At 42.3% G+C, this 20493-nt stretch carries 11 protein-coding genes; 9 read left to right on the top strand and 2 right to left on the bottom strand.

Annotated elements, in window-relative coordinates:
- Positions 1 to 25: 25 nt before the first annotated feature.
- Positions 26 to 1576 (bottom strand): M20/M25/M40 family metallo-hydrolase, encoded by a 1551-nt coding sequence (locus tag ADHAQ_RS0107645; RefSeq protein WP_026462433.1) that lies wholly within the window; start codon positions 1574 to 1576, stop codon positions 26 to 28.
- A 446-nt stretch (positions 1577 to 2022) separates the two neighbouring features.
- Between ADHAQ_RS0107645 and ADHAQ_RS0107640 the strand changes: the two genes are divergently transcribed.
- The 4 genes from ADHAQ_RS0107640 (at position 2023) to bamJ (ending at position 7289) form a co-directional block, all read left to right on the top strand.
- Positions 2023 to 3123: a Gfo/Idh/MocA family protein gene (locus tag ADHAQ_RS0107640; protein ID WP_026462432.1), complete on the top strand. Its 1101-nt coding sequence runs from the start codon at positions 2023 to 2025 to the stop codon at positions 3121 to 3123.
- A 130-nt stretch (positions 3124 to 3253) separates the two neighbouring features.
- Positions 3254 to 5188, top strand: a complete 1935-nt coding sequence (locus ADHAQ_RS0107635; protein WP_026462431.1) for a right-handed parallel beta-helix repeat-containing protein — start codon at positions 3254 to 3256, stop codon at positions 5186 to 5188.
- 130 nt (positions 5189 to 5318) lie between these two features.
- Entirely contained in the window at positions 5319 to 6353 is a 1035-nt protein-coding gene (locus ADHAQ_RS24900) for a glycoside hydrolase family 5 protein (RefSeq protein ID WP_034256671.1), read from the top strand.
- A 189-nt stretch (positions 6354 to 6542) separates the two neighbouring features.
- Positions 6543 to 7289, top strand: a complete 747-nt coding sequence (bamJ, locus tag ADHAQ_RS0107625; RefSeq protein ID WP_034257195.1) for a BamJ family beta-barrel-assembly machinery protein — start codon at positions 6543 to 6545, stop codon at positions 7287 to 7289.
- 122 nt (positions 7290 to 7411) lie between these two features.
- Here the strand turns inward: bamJ and ADHAQ_RS0107620 are convergent, their stop codons facing one another.
- Complete coding sequence (locus ADHAQ_RS0107620) at positions 7412 to 8581, bottom strand: glycoside hydrolase family 5 protein (protein WP_026462429.1); 1170 nt, start codon at positions 8579 to 8581, stop codon at positions 7412 to 7414.
- Between the two features lie 253 nt (positions 8582 to 8834).
- Here ADHAQ_RS0107620 and ADHAQ_RS0107615 point away from each other — a divergent pair, with 253 nt between their 5' ends.
- The 5 genes from ADHAQ_RS0107615 to ADHAQ_RS0107595 all read left to right on the top strand — a co-directional run bounded on the left by ADHAQ_RS0107615 (position 8835) and on the right by ADHAQ_RS0107595 (position 20345).
- Positions 8835 to 12188, top strand: a complete 3354-nt coding sequence (locus ADHAQ_RS0107615; protein WP_245590584.1) for a VCBS repeat-containing protein — start codon at positions 8835 to 8837, stop codon at positions 12186 to 12188.
- The gene (locus ADHAQ_RS0107610; protein WP_034256669.1) at positions 12185 to 13513 is read left to right on the top strand and encodes a vanadium-dependent haloperoxidase; all 1329 of its coding nucleotides are present in this window, start codon (positions 12185 to 12187) and stop codon (positions 13511 to 13513) included. The genes ADHAQ_RS0107615 and ADHAQ_RS0107610 overlap by 4 nt, the downstream gene beginning before the upstream one ends.
- 247 nt (positions 13514 to 13760) lie before the next feature.
- Positions 13761 to 16982, top strand: a complete 3222-nt coding sequence (locus ADHAQ_RS0107605; protein ID WP_026462426.1) for a SusC/RagA family TonB-linked outer membrane protein — start codon at positions 13761 to 13763, stop codon at positions 16980 to 16982.
- Between the two features lie 30 nt (positions 16983 to 17012).
- Positions 17013 to 18620, top strand: coding sequence for a SusD/RagB family nutrient-binding outer membrane lipoprotein (locus ADHAQ_RS0107600; RefSeq protein ID WP_026462425.1), 1608 nt, complete (start codon positions 17013 to 17015; stop codon positions 18618 to 18620).
- 582 nt (positions 18621 to 19202) lie between these two features.
- Positions 19203 to 20345 carry a putative sensor domain DACNV-containing protein gene (locus ADHAQ_RS0107595; RefSeq protein ID WP_026462424.1) on the top strand — a complete coding sequence of 381 codons (1143 nt, stop codon included), beginning with the start codon at positions 19203 to 19205 and terminating at the stop codon, positions 20343 to 20345.
- Positions 20346 to 20493: the final 148 nt, after the last annotated feature.

Here is a 20493-nt window from a genome sequence, read left to right as displayed (position 1 = left end):
TACCTGTTGGAATAGAAACAAATAGCTAATCCAAACCTCCTCTGCGGTTAGGTTTAGCTGGTGCAGGCCAGGTACCGGGTTGGCCGGTTCTGGAATTAATAGGTAAAATACGTTTCTCCCGCGAAGTTTTAGTTGGATCTTCACTGGCCATATAAGCCAATATGGTGGTTAAAATAACATTGCTGCGAACATCATCAAAAACTATTTTATCGTAGGTGTCGCGGTTAGTGTGCCAGGTATAGGTGCCATATGCCCAACTTAACGAACTTAACATAAAGGCAGGAGCACCGGCGGCTACAAAAGGTGCAAAATCCGAACCGCCTGTGCCAGGCATACCCGGGAAATTGGTTTGAACTTGGGATCGTATATCATCGGGTACAAGGCTTAACCAGCGGCCTAAGTAGTCATAAGCGTGCACAAAGCCTTGCCCGTTAAGATTTACCACCCGGCCTGTGCCGTTATCCTGGTTAAACAACGCTTGTGTATTTTGAACAATTTCGGGGTGATCTTCCACAAAAGCCCGGGAACCGTTCAGCCCTTGTTCTTCGCTGCCCCAATGACCCACCAGAATCGTTCTTTTGGGATTCGGATATATTTTTTTCAGAATACGCATAGCCTCCATCATGATTAAAGTGCCGGTTCCGTTATCGGTAGCGCCGGTGCCGCCATCCCAGGAATCAAAATGGGCAGAGAGGATCACGTATTCGTTTGGCTTTTCGGTACCTTTTATTTCGGCAATGGTATTAAAAGCAGGTTGGATTCCTGTTTCTTTCGATTCGGTTAGTACCCTGATTTTTGGTTTATTCCCGGACTCAGTAAGCCGGTAAAGCAAGCCGTAATCTTCCAGGGCGATATCAACGGTCGGAATTTTTCTGGTAGAGGCACTAAATATTTTATTTACGCCAAAGCCATTAGACCAATAAGAAGTAATTACGCCGGCAGCTCCGGATTTTTCCAAAACGATAGGCAAAGTTTGGGAATTATAACCCGTTTTTCGAAGGCGTTTACGCCAGGCTTCTGTTTGAGTTTGGCGTTGGGATTTCATTTTATCAATAGATTCTTTCTTGCCAAATTCCTGCCAGTTGTCATCAGGTCGGCCGGTAGGTTGAGGCATCGAAATCAAAACGAATTTGCCTTTTACCGTAGGTAACCACTTCCTGAAAGTTATGGAATCAGCTACATCCGGAATAGCAACTACTTCAGCAGTAACTGCTTTTTTCATGCCCGGACTCCAAGCCAATTGCATACCCTCCAGCGTTCTGGTACGCGGGTAAACCAGGTCAATATGTGATATACCTCTTTCCCAGCCCCGCCATTCTCCCCATTTTTCGTTCCGGGCCGGTATGCCCCAACCTTGATATTTGGTTACTGCCCAATCGTTAGCTTGTTTCATCTGCGGGGTACCTACTAATCTCGGGCCGATTACATCCAGTAATTCATGGGCTAATATTTCCAGTTGGGAATTGTCGTTAGCTTCCTTTATAATATTGTCTACAACCGGATCTTTACTTTGAGCAAAAGCCACCGAACCAGAAATACAGAACAGGAGAATGAATGCTTTTAAATTTTTTCTCATAGCGGCAGGCAGTTATTGTAATTAATATTAAAAAAATTAAAGTAAACAATATTCTCACTGATGCTACTATATTGACTGACGTATTAAACAGCTTATTTTTTATTTTTACAAAGTATATTGGTAGTTATGATCTTAATTTTCAGAACTTAAAGTGGCTAGTAGGAGAAGCTTATTTTTAGTTAAGCTTGTAAATCTGCAGCTGGCAAAAAAACTGATTAAAGTGTTTCATCGGCTATTTCTTTGGTATTTACTGGTTTGTCTTTATTTTTAAAAATAATATTCTGTTCTTAGAGCTACTAAAGCTCCTGATACAAAACACCAATAAGAGCATAAGTCAACCCTACTTGTGCAGGATTCTTAAAAAAATTATTCTGTTTTATTATTTGCGTAACACAGGCATACAACTCTTAAAGATTTAATTTAAAACATATAAAACCACCACGATTATGACTTTAAATTCACGCAGGGATATTTTAAAAGCACTGGCTTTAGGCGGTGCCGCTACTATTTTCTCCCCCAATACTTTACTGGCATCTACCAGCCAGCAAAAAACGCGTTTAGGAGTAGCTTTAGTTGGCTTAGGCTATTACAGCACCGATTTACTTGCACCGGCGCTGCAGCAAACAAAAAATTGCTACTTAGCCGGTATTGTTACTGGTTCGCCTGAAAAAGCAGAAGCCTGGAAAAAGAAGTATAACATTCCGGACAAGAATATTTATAACTACCAGACCTTCGACCAGATAGCAAATAACCCGGACATAGATGTGGTGTATGTGGTATTACCGCCATCTATGCACAAAGAATATGTAGTACGGGCAGCTAATGCTGGTAAAGACGTTTGGTGCGAAAAACCAATGGCAGTTACAGTAGAAGAATGTCAGGCCATGATTGATGCTTGCAGAAAAAATAAGAAAACCTTAGCTATTGGCTATCGGTTACAGCACGAACCTAACACGCAGGAATACCGGCGCATTGTTCAAAAGAAATTATTAGGTAATGTGCAGCATGTAAGCTGCGCCGCTGGTTATCGCGAAAACCGCACGAATCATTGGAAACAAGATCGCGCCATGGGTGGGGGTGTTTTGTACGACATGGGCGTGTATTCTATTCAGGGCGTACGTATGGGCTCAGGCATGGAACCCATTGCGGTAGTGTCGGCTAAAACATCTACTACCCGTCCGGAAATTTACAAGAATGGGCTCGATGAAACCGTAGTTGCTACATTAGAATTTCCGGGTGGGGTAATGGGTGATTTAAAAACCACCTTTGGCGAAAACGTTAACTTCCTAAATATAAAATGCCAGAAAGGTGAAATCAAGATTGCCCCTTATCAGGCCTATAATGGAGTTAAAGGAACCAGCCCATTAGGTGAAATCAATCATCCGTACGAGCTGCATTGGCAACAAGCCAAACAAATGGACAATGACGCCATGGCAATCATGCAAAAGAAACCATTAATTGCACCAGGAGAAGAAGGAATGCGGGATATCCGGATTGTGCAGGCCATTTATAAATCAGCGGCCAGCGGACAACGTGTTAAAATATAAAATTACCTTTCCCGTTTCAGAATAATTTTTGAACTGCAGGTTAGTTTCAGGCTAAACCTGCGGTTCTTTTATGGCATTTTGCTGTATTCTACACTAATCATCCACCCAAAATTAAACTCTCTTGTTCTAAATGATAAAGTCTATCTCGAAAGCTTTATTCTTAACCCTATTTCCGTATTTTCTGCAAGCCCAAAATGCTGTTAAGCCAGGTACTTTTATAGTAGAGCCGCCCACATTGTTAAACCTTGGTTTTGAATGGCAGATAACCGGTGACGATAACCGGAATGCGACGGTACAAACGGCTTACCGGCCGATAGGTACCGAAAATTGGAAAGATGCCATGCCACTTCTGCGTGTAGGAGGGGAGCGCATTTTCCGGAAAGCCGAACAATTAGACTATACAGTGCCACATTTATTTGCCGGCAGTATTCTGGATTTACAACCTGGTACTGAATACGAATGCCGGTTTACCATAACTGATCCGGATGGTGTAGAAGGCGAAATAGTGCAGACAGTAAAAGTGCGTACCCGCACCGAACCTAAAGCAGCAGAAGGTGGCCGGGTTCTTCATGTTTATCCCGTGGATTGGAAAGGCAAGACTCAGGAACCTGCTTTCTTTGGTTTGAAAGCGGCTTATTATGGTTCTGGCACAGGTGACTGGTCAGTAGTAACTGAAAAGAAAGCGCAGCCCGGAGATATTATTCTGGTGCATGCTGGCATGTATAAGGCTGATCGCCTAAACTACGTGGAGCCCAACGGAATTTCTTTTGACGGGACTTATACCCTTACCACTAAAGCCACTGCTGAAAAACCTATTGTTATTCGGGGAGCTGGAGACGGTGAAGCCATATTTGATGGAGCTGGTGCCCATAGGTTTTTTGATGTAACCGGCTCCCGACATCATATATTTGAAAACCTAACTTTCCGGAATACCGATATTGCTTTTGCTGCGGGCGTAAAAGAAGTAGTCGGCGCCTCAGACCTTACCATTCGCAACTGTCGGTTTGAAGATGTGGGAATCGGAATTATTTCGGAGTATGCCGGCTCCAAGAATTTCTACATTGCTGATAATGTGATTACCGGCCGTGATGACCGGTACCGGCTGCGCGGATGGGCTAATCCAGGAGTTTATCCGGCTAATCAGTTAAACAGCTACATGGCCATTAAAGTCTATGGATCCGGGCACGTGATCTGCCACAATGCTATTGCTTATTTCCATGATGGCATTAATGTGTCTACTTACGGCACACCGGAAAAAGAACAGGATTTAAAAGCCGTTTCCATCGATATTTATAACAATGATATTCACTTGGTAGCGGATGATTTCATTGAAGCTGATGGGGGCGTGCATAACATCCGGGTAATGCGTAACCGGGGCGTAAATGCGGGCCAGTGTGGACTAAGTGCGCAACCTGTTTTTGGCGGACCAGCTTACTTTATCCGGAACGTATTGTACCACATACCTAATGGTGTAGCTTTTAAATTTATGGCCAAACCAGCCGGACTATACGTGTTGCACAACACCATCATTTCGGAAAATCGGAACACCGATCCTTATTCTAATGTGCATTTCCGGAATAACCTGTTTTTAGGTACCAATGCACCCCAACGCCCTATTACTGCTTACCCTTTTGCCACGGCTTATTCCACTTCTGATTATAATGGCTATCGGCCTAATCCAACCGGCGGTGATCAATATATATTAATGACACCCGCGAAGGGCCAGTTGCGCAACTATGAACTTACTACCAAAGATGCCCAAAACTTTACTACCCTGGCTTCCCTGGCAAAAGTTAGCGGATTAGAGACTCATAGCGTGGAGGTAGATTATAATATATTTAATAATCTGCAGGCACCGGATTATACCAAACCCCATGGTATTTATCATGCCGAGGATATTGATTTCCGCCTAAACCCTAAAGGTAAAGCGGTAGACAAAGGCGTGAAGCTGCCCAATATTAACGACGGGTACAAAGGCAAAGCTCCAGATTTAGGAGCCATAGAAGCAGGTGAACCGGTACCTGTATACGGACCAAGAACCATAAAAGGACCATTTTACCGGTAAGCCGAGGAATTAACTGCTGCTTATAACAATTATTCAAAAGAAGTAATTCAAAGGTTTAACCGTTTGGCTATCCTTTTCTTTTCTCTTATACTTGAGGGTTAATCACCAACTAGTGTATACATCTACCACCATGAAATCATTTTTAAGTAAAAGTCTGCTGGCTTGCGCCCTACTATTTGGAAGCATAAGCGCATACGCTCAGAATGCTGCCGGTCCAGTTAGTAATAAACTTAGCCAGGTACGGGTGCAAGGCAATAAGTTTGTTACGGCCGATGGGAAAACTATTATTTTCCGGGGATTGGATACCAGCGATCCGGAAAAACTCCAGCGTGACGGGCACTGGAACAAAGAGTACTTTGAGCAGATGAAAATCTGGGGCGCTAACATTGTGCGCTTTCCGGTGCATCCAACTGCCTGGCGCAAATTAGGAGAAGCCGAATACGTTAAGCTCATGGATCAGGGCGTGCAATGGGCAACTGATTTAGGCATGTATGTAATTATTGATTGGCACAGCATAGGGAACCTGCGTACGCAAATGTACCAGAGTCCGAATTATGAAACTACCCAGAAAGAAACCTTTGAATTCTGGCGGTCCATGGCTAAGCATTATAAAGACAATACTACCGTAGCGTTATTCGAAATTTTTAATGAACCAACTGTTCAGGGGGGCCAATTAGGTACCTGCAGCTGGAGTCAATGGAAAGAGTTGAATGAAGAAATAATTGGTATTATTCGGGCCAACGGAGCAAAAGCCGTTCCGCTAGTAGCAGGCTTTAACTGGGCTTATGATTTAACCCCAGTGGCAAACGACCCAATAAAAGCAGAGGGAATAGCCTATGTGAGCCATCCGTACCCGCAGAAACGGGAGAAGCCCTGGGAGCCAAAATGGATGGAAGATTGGGGATTTGTAGCTAAAAAATACCCGGTAATTCTGACTGAAATTGGCTTTAGTGGGGAAAATGAAAGAGGCAAACACGTACCAGTAATCAGTGATGAATCGTACGGAGAAGCCATTACCAAATTTGCCGATGCCAATGGTATTTCCTATACCGTGTGGGTTTTCGATCCACAATGGGCGCCTATGTTATTTACCGACTGGAATTATACCCCGACTCGTCAGGGTAAATATTTTAAAGCTGCATTACAGAAAGCTGCTAAGAAATAATCTAAACCAACCGAAAGCTTTTTGGTAACGGTGCTGAATAGAGATTATCAGCACCGTTTTTTATTACAGCATAATAATTTTGCTTTATATAACGTATTTAGGAAATATAAATACCGGAACACGCATATTTTTACAACCATAACTGACAACTTTACGCATTCGTTAAAAAAGCAACCCCTCACAAGTATTATGTTTAAAAAGATTTTATTTCCTTTTCTGCTACTGGCAACCATTTCTGTTCAGGCACAAACTAAAAAACCTGTTCCAGTTAAAAAAAAGCCCGTTACTACTACTAAAACTACTACTGGCCCAACTAAAATTCTGAAAACAGTCGAGGATAGCGTTAGTTATGCCATGGGCATTTCAGTTGCCCAATTTTTAAAAGCACAGGGGTTCACTAATATTAATAATGCGGTATTAAGTAAAGCTATTGATGATGTTCTGAAAAACGGCAAACCTGTTTTAACTGACATGCAAGCCAATTCAGTAATGGAACGTTCGGCCAGAGCACGGGCCATGAAAAAAATAAATGATGAAAAAGAAAAGGGCCAACAGTTTCTAGCACAGAATAAAAAGAAAGCTGGTATAATGGAAACCGCTACTGGCTTACAGTACGAGATTTTAGTAGCTGGAAACGGACCAAAGCCTACCGAAGATGATACCATTAGTGCCCACTATGCCGGAAAGTTACTAAACGGAAAAGAATTTGATAATTCCTATACCCGCGGCCAACCTATTACGCTTCCGGTTACTGGAGTTATAAGAGGCTGGACAGAAGCTTTGCAAATGATGCCGGTAGGTAGCAAGTGGCGCTTATACATCCCGTCTGTTTTAGGATACGGCGACAGGGGAGCAGGCCAGGATATTCCGGGAGGCGCTACCTTGGTTTTTGATGTAGAATTATTAGGTATCACCAATAAAGATTCCAAAAAATAATTTCTTCTATTAGTTATGCTGTTCTCATCTTTTTCAAGTTCGATATCATAGCCCAGACTTCATATCTTGAACAAAACAAAAAAGTCAGAAACTACTTCTGGCTTTTTTGTTTTACTATAGGGCTATTTTCGTGAACCTATATCTTTACCAGTTAAAGCTTTAATTAACTCCGGCTGGTAATTTTCTCCTTTGTTGTTGGTAAACCCAAAGCCCGAACCTTTATAATCCCAGTTAGCCCAGGCTATTCCATTCTTCTCCAATACAATCCGCATATCCTGGTACCAGCGCAAGCGATCGGCTTTTGGGGCGGTAGATAACGCTCCCCATTCGCCGCAATATAATTTTAAACCATATTTCCGGGCGAAGGCTAAAGGTTTCTGAAAATCCTGGTTTAGTTTTTCGGGATTATAGGTGCCCCTGATGTCACTTTTTTCATAATTAATAATTGTGCTGGCTATATCCGCCGGAATAGCCGCTATTTCAGCGTCCGTCAATGTTCGGCCGGGGTAATGTACAGGGCCCTTGTATTTGGCAGTTTTAGTCCAGCTAGCCTGGTGGTGGGTAAGCAGGAACGGCAGGTAATAATGAAAACTCAAGAGAATATTCTTATCATTGGCTGGTAGCCGGAGCTTATCAAATTCTTCGTGCGATTGCCACCGGTTAGAGCCTACCACAATTATCCGGTTAGGTTCTTTTTGGCGGATTACTGCAATAGCTTTTTCTACTATTTTATTCCAGTCTTCAGCATCATCTGCTACCGGTTCATTCATTAACTCATAAGCAACTTCCGTAACCGGATACCCTTTCAATTCTTCTGACAGGTCACGCCAGCATTGGTAAAAACGCTCCTGTGCAGCAGCTTGGGTAAAAAGCGGTTTCTCTGATGCATCAAAATAATGAGAGCGCAAAATATGCAGGTCTACAACTGTTTTCAGTTTATACTTCTGACTCCATTGTATAGCATCGTGCAACAAAGCGAACGCCTCCGGCTCTTTCTTTCCTGTTTCATCCCACATTTGCATTTCATCTATGGGTAACCGAATATGATCAAAACCCAAAGAAGCAATATTAGCTACATCTTTCTCGGTAAAGAAAGCCTTCCGCTCGGCCCCAACCCTGGTGCTTTGTGATAACCAATGGCTAATGTTTGTTCCTCTTTTTATTTCAAATTTGGTAGGTGTTTTCGGTTTTGTTTGGGCAGTTACTATACCGGGTAACAGAATAAATAAGATAAAGCATACTGGAATTAACTTGTTCATTATCAATCGAATGATTAACTCTGCTTTTTTCATAAGTTTAACTTTGAAAATTTTCTAAAAAAAACCAGACGCGAAAGTGTTATTTGAAAAGAAATGCAGAATACTATGAATATAATGAAAATATATAAAATAAAGGCCATAATATGCCAATATATTGAATTTTTTTTAAGTAAATTAAGCATGAGATTCTGAAGGAAATCTGTACATAAGTAACTTTTTAACCTACTTCATCCTCATAAGCAAGAATCTTGATTAAAGAATAAAAAAAAGTTAGCGAGTTAAGACCGTGGTAACAAGATTAAGCCCCCTTTGCCAAACGGACTGGTTTAGTAGTACGTTAAAAAAGAAAACATGTAAGCCTACTTCTGCCTGGGGTAAAAATAGCTTTTGGGTTATTTTTATCCTTTTAAGCCATTCGGCATTCGCGCAATTTACCCTCCTTAACTCTAAACACACTGGTATTCATTTTACCAATAAACTAACTGAATCGGAGTCGGCTAATGTCTTGGCTTATGAATATTTCTACAACGGTGGTGGCGTAGCAGTAGGTGATTTAAATAACGATGGCTTACCGGACCTGTTCTTTACAGGTAATATGGTGCCAGACCAGTTATACCTAAATCAAGGTAATTTAACCTTTAAAAATATTACCGCAAAATCCAGATTAAATGCCGGGCAAGGCTGGAAAACCGGCGTAACTCTGGTAGACATTAATCTGGATGGCTGGTTGGATATTTATGTGTGCTACTCAGGTAATGGAGAACCGGAAACCAGAAGAAACAAGCTTTACATTAATAACAAAAATCTTACTTTTTCAGAAAAAGCCGCTGAATACGGCTTGGATCTGGTTACCCATAGTACTCAGGCTGTCTTTTTTGACTATGATAAAGACGGAGACCAGGATTGTTTTGTCTTAAATCATAATATCAAAGAATTTAAACGCTTTGATGCCGAGCTGGTGAAGGCGATGCGTGATCCAAATGCCGGCGATCAGCTGTTGCAAAACAATAACGGCAAGTTTGTAAATGTAAGTGCCGCCGCTGGCATAAAAGCAAATCCCATTGGTTTTGGGCTAGGGGTAGCCATTGCAGATGTTAATCAAGATGGCTGGCCAGATATTTATGTATCTAATGATTACATAGAACAGGATTATTTATACATTAATAATGGCAACGGTACTTTTACCGACAAACTGGAAGAATCACTTGGGCACGTAAGCTTTTTCTCCATGGGCAATGAAATCACCGACATCAACAACGACGGGTTGCCTGATATTCTTACCGTAGACATGTTACCCGAAGATAACCAGCGGCAGAAATTGCTTTATGGGCCGGAGAATTATGAGGTGTACCAAAACATGCTCGAAAACAAGTTCTACCACCAGTTAATGCGCAACATGCTCCAGATCAATAACGGTGACGGCACTTTTAGTGAAGTAGGTCAGCTTGCCGGCATTTCAAATACAGATTGGAGCTGGGCGCCTTTGGTAGCCGACTGGGACAACGACGGCTGGAAAGATATTTTTATTACAAACGGCTACCTGCGCGATTACACAAACATGGACTTTATGAAGTTCTATGCTGATAAAAAAATGAAAGAAGCCCAAGGTAGCCCTACTGCATTAATGGATATCCTGAAAGAGATGCCGGCAAGTGCTACGCAAAACTACATATTCCGCAACAACGGCGGATTAAAATTTGAAAACAAGGGAAAAGCTTGGGGTTTCGATCAGACCTTTCTTTCTAACGGAGCCGTTTATGCTGATCTGGACCTGGATGGTGACTTAGAAATAATTACCAACAATGTAAATACAGAGGCCTCCATTTACCGGAATGATGCACGTTCAGGAGCATCTAATTACCTCCAGGTGCAGCTAACGAAAGAAAACCCGGCTAAAGCACTGGGCGCTAAAGTCTGGATTTATGTTAATGGCAAATTACAATACCAGGAATTTTATCCTTCGCGCGGCTTCCAATCGAGCATGTATACGCCGCTGCATTTTGGTTTAGGAAAAGCCTCCCTGGTTGATAGCGTACGGGTGCTTTGGGCTGATAACCAACAACAGGTTATGTATAAAGTGGCGGCTAACCAAAAACTGGTGGTAGATGCTCAAACAACAAATAACCCATATAAACCAGCCTTACGTGTAAAACCATTATTTGCAGCGATTCAGGATACCCTTCCATACCTGCACCAGGAAGACGAGTATAATGATTTTAAGCGGCAACTGTTAATGCCCAATATGCTTTCCTATCAGGGACCACGCATCGCGCAGGCCGATGTTAACGGCGACAAATTACCGGACTTATACCTGGCCGGAGCTAAAGGGCAAGCCGGCACCTTACTGTTACAACAGAAAAACGGCACCTGGAAACCTTCTGCTCAGCCTGATATTGAAAGTGATTTTATGTCAGAAGATACAGGCGTTTTATTTTTTGATGCCGATCAGGACAAAGATTTAGATTTATATGTGGTTAGCGGTGGCTTTGCCTATTTAGAAAAAGATTTGCTCTTACAAGACCGACTCTACCTGAACGATGGTGCCGGAAACTTTACCAAAGTTAAAACTAACTTACCTTTTGAAACTAGCAGCGATGCTTGTGTAACGGCCATTGATATAGACAAAGATGGCGATTTAGATCTGTTTGTGGGTGGCAGAGTTATTCCGGGAAGGTATCCGGAACCAGCCAGCAGCCGAATTCTAATTAATGATGGGAAAGGCAAATTTAGCGACGGCACCGCTTTACATGCTGCTTTCCTGGAGAAGTTTGGCCTTGTTACAGATGCGGTTTCGTTGGATGTAAATAAAGATGGTTGGAACGATTTAATAATTGCAGGCGAATGGATGCCGATTCAAATCTTGATCAACCAAAAAGGGGTATTGCAGCCCGCCAACACTACTGCCATAAACAATAACAAATACGGTTGGTGGAATCGTTTGGCTCTGGAGGATTTAGACAAAGATGGCGATTTAGATATTGTTGTCGGTAACTTTGGGCAAAATACGCAGCTAAAACCAACCGAACAAGAGCCGGTAACTTTGGTGTATAGTGATTTTGATCAGAATGGTGCTATAGATCCTTTCGTAAGCTACTACATTCAAGGCCGTTCTTACCCGCTGGTTAGTCGCGACGAAGCCTTAAACCAAATTATTCCTTTACGCAAAAAGTTTACATCTTATAAATCATATGCCAACGCTACCCTGCAGGATATTTTCACACCGGAACAATTAAACCAGGCCCAAACGTTAAAGGCGACAGATTTTAGCTCGGTAATATTGGAAAACAAAGGAGATGGCACCTTTAACTGGTACGAATTACCAACTGAAGCCCAGATGTCACCAGTATTTGCCATTGCCCTGTTAGATGTAGATCATGACGGTTTAAAAGATTTAATTCTGGGGGGCAATCAATCTTATACCCGTTTAAAAATCGGTAAAATGGATGCCTGCTACGGTACCGTCTTGCGCAACCTGGGTCAATGCAAATTCAGTTATATGCCCCAATGGCAAAGTGGCTTACAGGTAAAAGGGGATGTACGGGATATAGCTGTTTTAAAAAAAGGCAACGGCACCATGCTCTTATTTGGGCGTAATAATCAGTCAGTTAAAAGCTACCTCTTAAACACTCCTGGCTTATGAAACAGATTAAGCTGTGTTTATTCTTTTTACTTTTAGTTTGCATCGCTCAGGCTAAACCGAAGCCCATTGCTTATCCGGCAGATGCGCAAACCTATGTGCAAACCCTTAAAAAGTTAACCGATGTAATGGTAATTGATGTAACAGGTCCTTGTGCGGCTTCCAGATATTATGCCTATGCCAACCTTGCGGCTTATGAAATTCTACATCAGCAGGTACGGCCAGATAATTTTCTTTCATTTCATCCTACCTTACGTGATTTTCCGGATATATCTGTTGTGAAAGCTGAGCAGCCCATAGATGCAAACTTTGCCTGTTTATACGCGCTGCTCCGGATAGGAGAAGAACTGTTACCATCTGGTCATTTGTTAGTACCGCACCGGAACCAGTTAATGCTGGAAGCAAGTAAAAAATATCACCTGAACAAAGAAAAGGTACAGGCTTCTGCCAATTATGCCGATGAAGTAATAAAGAACTTTCTTCTGTATGTGGCCAAAGACGGCTATCTTAAAACAACCGGCTACCTTCGCTACACCCCCTTAAAGGAGGCCCGCAACTGGCGACCTACCCCACCGGCTTACCAGGAAAGCTATGAACCCTATTGGGGAACTTTAAGGCCATTTATGCTGGACAGCGCGGCCCAATTCAAACCAGCGCCTCCGGTTCCTTTCAATGAAAAATCCGAAACTCCTTTTTACAATTTAGCTCAGGAAGTATTTAATGTTACATCTAGCCTAACCGTGGAACAAAAGCAGATAGCCAACTTTTGGGACTGTAATCCTTTCTTTCTGGTTCAGCAGGGCCATATTAGCTACGGAACAAAAAAAATTTCTCCGGGTGGTCATTGGATGGGCATAACGGGCATTGCCTGTATGCAGAAGAAGCTTTCTTTAGCAGAAACCGTTCGGTGGCACACATTGGCGGGCATTACCATGGCTGATGCTTTTATCTCCTGCTGGAACGAAAAGTTCCGCAGTAATCGGGTAAGACCAGAAACTTTTATTAATAAATACATAGAACGCAACTGGCGACCTCTCCTGCAAACACCACCTTTTCCTGAGTACACTTCAGGGCATAGTGTTGTATCGGCTGCAGTAGCTAATTTATTAACAGCGCTGGCTGGTGAAAATTTTACTTATACCGATACTGTAGAGATGGAATTTGGCTTACCGGCACGATCTTTTTCTTCTTTTCGGCAAGCGGCTCAGGAAGCAGCTATTTCCCGCCTGTATGGAGGTATTCATTTCCGGGATGCTATTGATAATGGCTATAAACAAGGTGAACAAATAAGTTTTTACATCTTGCAAAAATTAAAACTTACCCAATAAAACTAATATTTATTTAGCATTATTAGAACCTATTTACTATGAACTTAAAAATTTGATATTTTTTCAAACCTGTATTGCTAATTATTTACAAAATATATATTTTGATAGCTAGATTTATATAAAAATATAAATCTATTTTTTAAATGCTGCCCATTAGATCAGCAAGCCGCTCCTGAGAAATAGACAAAAACTACCAAATTTTATTTCTATATATAACCTAAATCCACACACACTAAATTAATTAATCATGAAACAAAAATTACTACTAATTTTATTTCTGACTTGCTGTGCTTCGATGTCCTTATGGGCACAAGTCCAGGTCAAGGGTAAAGTAAGCGCTGCCGGTAATGAGGGTTTACCGGGAGTAAGTGTTCTTATAGAAGGAACTACCACCGGTACTACCACTGATGCTAATGGAAATTACTCTTTATCCGCACCAGGCAGTGGCGCCCTAGTATTTTCCTATATAGGCTTTAATACGCAAAGAATTTCAATCAATAATAGAAGCCTTATTAATGTTACTCTTTCCCAGGATAACAAACAGCTAGAAGAAGTTGTTGTTACAGCTTTGGGTATAACCCGGGAGAAAAAAGCACTAGGTTATTCTGTAACGGAAGTAGGCGGCGAAAACCTGACCCAAGCTCGGGAAAATAACGTTTCCAATGCCTTAGTAGGTAGAGTAGCCGGGGTGAACGTAAGTAAACCAGCTTCTGGCCCGGCCGGTTCCTCCCGGGTTATTATCCGGGGAGCAAAATCATTGCAGGGAAATAATCAGCCACTTTACGTGGTAGATGGTATTCCTATCAATAACAACAACAACGGACAAGCCGGTGTTTGGGGAGGTGTAGACCGTGGGGACGGTATGGCCAGTATCAACCCGGATGATATTGAATCGGTTACCGTATTAAAAGGAGCCAGTGCTGCTGCGCTTTATGGTGCCCGGGCTGCCAACGGTGTAATTAACATTACTACCAAAAAAGGCTCCAAGAGAAGAGGTATTGGCTTGGAGTATAATTCTAACTATGTATTTGAAAGAATTAACAACCAAACAGACTTACAAACAGAATTTGGGGGTGGCAACTTTGCTCCATCCGATCCATCCAACCCTGCTTCACCACAAGTTCCTACAAAACCAACTACCATACAGCAAGCTTATAACTGGGGTGGCGATTCCTGGGGACCAAGGTACGATGGTAGCTCGGCCATGCACTCAGATGGCCTAACCCGCCCTTACTCTTATATAGGCAAGGAAAACTGGAATCGTTTTTACGGAACTGGGTCTTCCTGGACTAATACCTTGGCGTTAACCGGTGGTGGCGAAAATCAATCTTTCCGCTTCTCGGTATCCGATTTACGCAGCACCTCTGTAATGCCTAACTCTGGCTTCGACCGGTTTAATACATCTTTATCAACAGCAGGCAAATTTGGCAAGCGGGTAATGTTTGATGCAAAAGTTTTATACTCGCACGAAAATGCTAAAAACCGCCCTTACTTATCTGACTCCCCTAATAATGCTTTCCAGGCGATATATAGAATGCCCGGCCATCACAATGTATTAGACTATAAAGGTGACCCAAATAAGTTAGGAGCTATACCAGCCGGAACAGATCCTGCCTTGTTAAGCTTCTGGGGTAAAGCCGTAGGCGACGAATTCCAAATGGCCAACAACAACTGGTTGCAAAATCCCTACTGGGCAGCTCACCAGGTTTCTATTGATGACACCCGGGATCGGGTAATTCCATCCGCCCAACTGCGCTATAATATTACCGACTTCCTTTATGTTTCCGGAAGAGCTGGTATGGACTGGTCTACTCGTAGAGGACAGGATATTATACCACAAGGAACCGGCCACACCCGTAATGGCCAGATGAATGAGACAGAAGGCCGTTTCAGAGAAATAAACCTGGAAACCATGATTGGGGTTGATAAAACCTTTGGCAACTTTGGTATTAATGCCTTTGTTGGTGGTAACAGAATGCGCCAAAACAGCGAAAACCTTTCCCTGAACGGCAATGGCTTTAACGTACCTTACCAACACTTCATTAATAACGCGGTAACCCGAACTTTTGGTTATGGACAATCTAACTTTGGAATAAACTCTGTATTTGGATCAGCAGAGGTAGATTACAAAGGTTATTTATATTTAACCGGTACTTTCCGGAACGACTGGTTCTCTGTATTAAATCCGGAGCGGAACAGCATTTTGTACCCATCTATCAGCACCAGCTTTGTGTTTACCGATGCTTTCCGGGAATTAGTTCCTAGTTGGTTATCTTCTGGTAAAGTAAGAGCTTCGTGGGCGCAGGTGGGTAATGCTACTGTAGGTCCATACCAAACTCAAGTGTTCTATTCTTTGTTAGGCGCTACCCACGTAGGCCAGCCAATGGCTTCTTTCTCTTCTGCTCAGGGAAATAATGGTACTATTCCAAATTCTTTATTGCTTCCAGCAACTTCTACTGAGTTAGAAACCGGCTTCGATTTACGCTTATTCGATAACAAGTTAGGAGTAGAGTTTACTTATTATAACCAAAGAACAACTGATGATATTCTGAGTGCAACTATTTCCAGAGGTTCTGGATTTGGTTCTACTTTACTTAACGTAGGGGAATTAACTAATAAAGGAATTGAGTTAGGATTGAATGCGACTCCGGTGAGAGGAGCATTTACCTGGGATGTTTACTTAAACTTCGCCAGAAACCGGAACCGGGTAGAAAAACTGGTGGAAGGTAACAGCGAAATGATTGTAGAGGAGCCAAGAACTCGTACAACATTTGTAAAACACATAGTAGGTCAGCCTTTTGGAGTAATCACCGGTTGGGTACAAAAAAGATCTCCTGATGGACAACCTGTTTATGAAGCCAATGGCTCACCTGTACAATCAGATAAAATGCAAATTATTGGTAATGGTGTTCCTGATTTTACAGGAGGTCTTACCAATACTTTATCCTATAAAAACTTTGAACTTGGCTTTCTGGTGGATTTGAAAATGGGAGGTGATATTTATTCCGGAACCAATTTACGTTTAACTCAGTGGGGCCTAACCAAACAATCACTGCAAGGTCGTGAAGGAGAAGCTCCATTAACGGTAAAAGGGGTAATTCAAAAATCAGTTGATACCAATGGTAGTCCAGTTTACGAGCCATTCGAGAAAACTTTGACACCTCTGGAAGCCCGTAACTACTGGAACAATTTAGGCGAGAGAGTGCAGGATCATTGGGTTTATGATGCTTCTTATGCCAAACTTCGTCAGGTAACTTTTGGTTATAATTTACCATCCAGCCTGGTATCTAAAACTCCATTCCAGAGCTTAGGTATTTCTTTTGTAGGTCGTAACCTGGCCATCTTATGGAAAAATGTACCTAACATCGATCCAGAGTCTACTTATTCCAGTGGTAATGGTCAGGGGTTAGATTTCTTTGGTATGCCAATCACCAGAACTTTCGGATTTAATTTAAGAGCATCCTTCTAACATTTAGCAATCAGAATAAACGATAAAAAAATGAAGTCTATACATAAATTTATACTAGGTACGCTGGTACTGGCTATTCCGCTAGCTGGGTGCGATACCGAAGAATTACACGATTTAAACAAGAACCCTCAGGCCGTTACCCAAATTAATCCTAACTACTTTTTTACAGCAGCCCAATTAGGTAGTGCCTCTGGCGGATCGGGCGGTGATAACCGCTTCATAGATTGGCGTACAAACATAGGTCTGGCCGCACATGCTATCCAACAGCTAGCAAATGCTGGAGGAGGCATAGCGCCGGGTGATAAGTATCAGGAGAACTTTGAAAGTTCTGCTGCTCCTTTTGAATTCATTTATGGTGATCAGTTAAAAAACATAAATGAAGTCTTGAAACAAACCGATAAAGGTGGCTTTGCGGAAGGGAAAAACAAAAAAACCCGGGATGCTGCCCGCATTTTACGTGTCTTTAATTTTCAAAGATTAACGGATTACTACGGTGCTATTCCTTATTCTGAGGCCAATAAAGGCATGGAGCAAATCTTCTTTCCTAAATATGAAAAACAATCTGCTGTTTATCCAAGCCTGTTAAAGGAACTGGAAGAGGCAGTTGCTTCTCTAAATGCTTCTGATCCGGATGAAGGTTTTGCTGCGGCTGATATAGTTTATAAAGGCGATGTGGCTAAGTGGAAGAAATGGGGTAACTCTTTGATGCTAAGAATGGCTATGCGGGTTTCTAATGTTGCGCCTGAATTAGCTAAGCAGTACGTAACCAAAGCCGTTGCCGGAGGTGTTATGACCAGCAATGCGGATAATGCCTGGATTCCAATGGCTACCGGACCAAACCAGTGGATGAACCAGAACGGCATTTCCCGCGCTTTTTTACCGGGCGATGGCGGACAACCATCTTTCCTTAGCAAAACGTTGGTTGATATGTTAAAAGGAACTGATCTAACCACTGCTACCGATGATGACCCACGTTTAATGATTTTCAGTGGTGGCATTGGAAACTGGTCAGTAACAGCCTTCACCCCAACTACCACCGACCCGGTAGCGCAAAAAGGGATGCCTAACGGCTACGATCAGGGAATGCTGGATGCCTTGGAAGGCAAACAAGTTAATCCTAACACTACTTACTCCCGGATAAATGTTAAAATGTTGAACCTAGATGACCCTTACATGCTGATGAATTACGGAGAAGTAGAACTGCTTTTAGCAGAAGCCCTGGAAAGAGGAATTGGAACAGGAATTACTGGTACAGCTGAGCAACATTACAATGCTGGCGTTAAAGCTTCCATGCAAATGTATACACCTTACGATCCAACTTTAACAGTATCGGATGCACAGGTAGCACAATACCTGGCCACCTACCCATACGGCTCCAAACCTAAATTACAAATGGTATATGAGCAGTTATGGTTAAACAAATTCATGAACTGGTGGGAAGCATGGTCTGACTGGAGAAGAACTGGATTCCCTAACCTGACCCCGGTAAATTATCCAGGCAATATCACCAACGGAACTATTCCTCAACGGCTTAAATACCCTGCTACCGAAGCCGCCGGGAACAAGAACTATCAAACAACGGCTTCTATGCCAGATAGCTATACTACCAAAGTATGGTGGGCCGGAGGTAAGGAATAAGGTAATTCCTATCTGATACAAAAATCAATAAACAGCTCCTAAAATAGGAGCTGTTTATTTTTATAACAGTTTCACAAAGACTTGAGAAATGTACAAAATAGCTTAGTTCCAGACATACAACCGAAATTATCGACGGTTGGTTTATCAAGAAATTAATTAAATCTGCAATTCTAACAGAAGTGTTCTCTTTATCTGCATCACAAATTTATTAACGCCTTCACATGTTACTAATACGCATTTTCTTGGTGAGCAATGAGTAGCCACTCTCATTAAGGGTTATAGGTATTCTGCATTTCAATTATACAAATACCTTTGTTACACTCCTGTATACATTGCCTTCTGTTATATTTGGAACCATCCCTAACTTTTATAGTATAGCTTTAGCTAACACTTTAATCTTCCAATGTACCTTCAACTAGGATATCATCTGTATATATCGAATAAGCTGGGCCTATTGGTATGAATACTTGTTCTTAATCAGAATTAGGTGTAAGTTAGATCTTTATTTAATGGACATTTATTTAAATAATATATACCTATAATTCTGGTATCTGCTCGTGGAATACGAGTGATAATAAGAGCATGAGCCATAAAATTACTTACCAGGCTGCCCGTGCAGTAGCCAACACCATTGAAGAACATTTTGCCCAACATATGGCGGCCGCCAGTAAGCACGGCAAAAAAAATTTAGCTCCTATACCGCATGCCCCAACTATAGAGGCTATCATTGATGCTACTTTCTGGGCTAGCCTGCGTCGCGAAGAAGGGCATTTTCCTAAAATTTCATTAGCTTTTTTGCCTCCGGAGCAAGCCAGCCAACCCTTAATTTTTGAGCAACGGTTATCACTTACACCGACAACCCTTACTAAATTAGCCCCTGCCGTTGAACGTCCGGGCATTCATTTAGGCGTTTGGTTTGAAGGGGAAAACCTGCACGTTTGGGGAGCAACCCGAACTATACCAAATTTATGTTTTGTGCTGGAGGTGGTAGAGCCAGGTTTACTTGTTATAAAACACAGCCACATCGATGGCTTTGGCAAATTTACCAATGTAGCAGTTTTAAAAGGCGATCAGGTAAAAATTATAAATGAGGATACAGCGAATTTACCAGACTGCCCCGCACTTGTCTCCTCCTTACTTGGCTTTACAACTTCTAATTCCTGGCACGACTCGGTAAATGTACTGGTACAATTAGCCGTTTCGATGCGAGCGCATAGCCGGGGAGGAACTTTATTGGTTGTACCGGCTAATAGTACTAACTGGCGTAATTCTATTATTCATCCCATTCCATACGCCATAGCCCCTGCTTTTTCTACTTTAAAAGATATTGTAGAGCAAATGATAAAAGAAAACAATGGAGGTATCTGGCAGCGGGATTTAAACCGGGCTGTTGAAAGCATTGCTGGCCTTACTGCCGTTGATGGTGCTACTATTATCAGCGACCAATATGAGTTACTGGCTTTTGGGGCAAAAATAAGACGCCCAACCGGTGGTTCGCCCGTAGAGCAGATAGTGGTTACCGAACCAATTATGGGCGGAGGAGCTGTAATTGTACCACCAACTCAGGAGGGAGGCACCCGGCATTTATCAGCCGCACAGTTTGTACACGACCAACGGGATGCTCTTGCCTTAGTAGCTTCTCAGGATGGTAAATTTACTATTTTTGGCTGGTCTCCGTGCGAGTTTATGGTACATGCCCACCGGGTAGATGCTCTTCTGTTGTAATGACTTTCTAATACTTAGCGTAAGCTAAGTGTGGCTAGTGACCTTTACTTCTACCTTCATAATACAAAATAATAATTCAAAAGAGCGTCTTGATAAGTATAGCAAAAAAGGCTGCAGTTAACTACTGCAGCCTTTTTGCTATACTTGG

The sequence above is a fragment of the Adhaeribacter aquaticus DSM 16391 genome (genome assembly GCF_000473365.1).
Lineage (GTDB): Bacteria > Bacteroidota > Bacteroidia > Cytophagales > Hymenobacteraceae > Adhaeribacter > Adhaeribacter aquaticus.
This window is presented reverse-complemented; position numbering and strand designations above follow the sequence as displayed.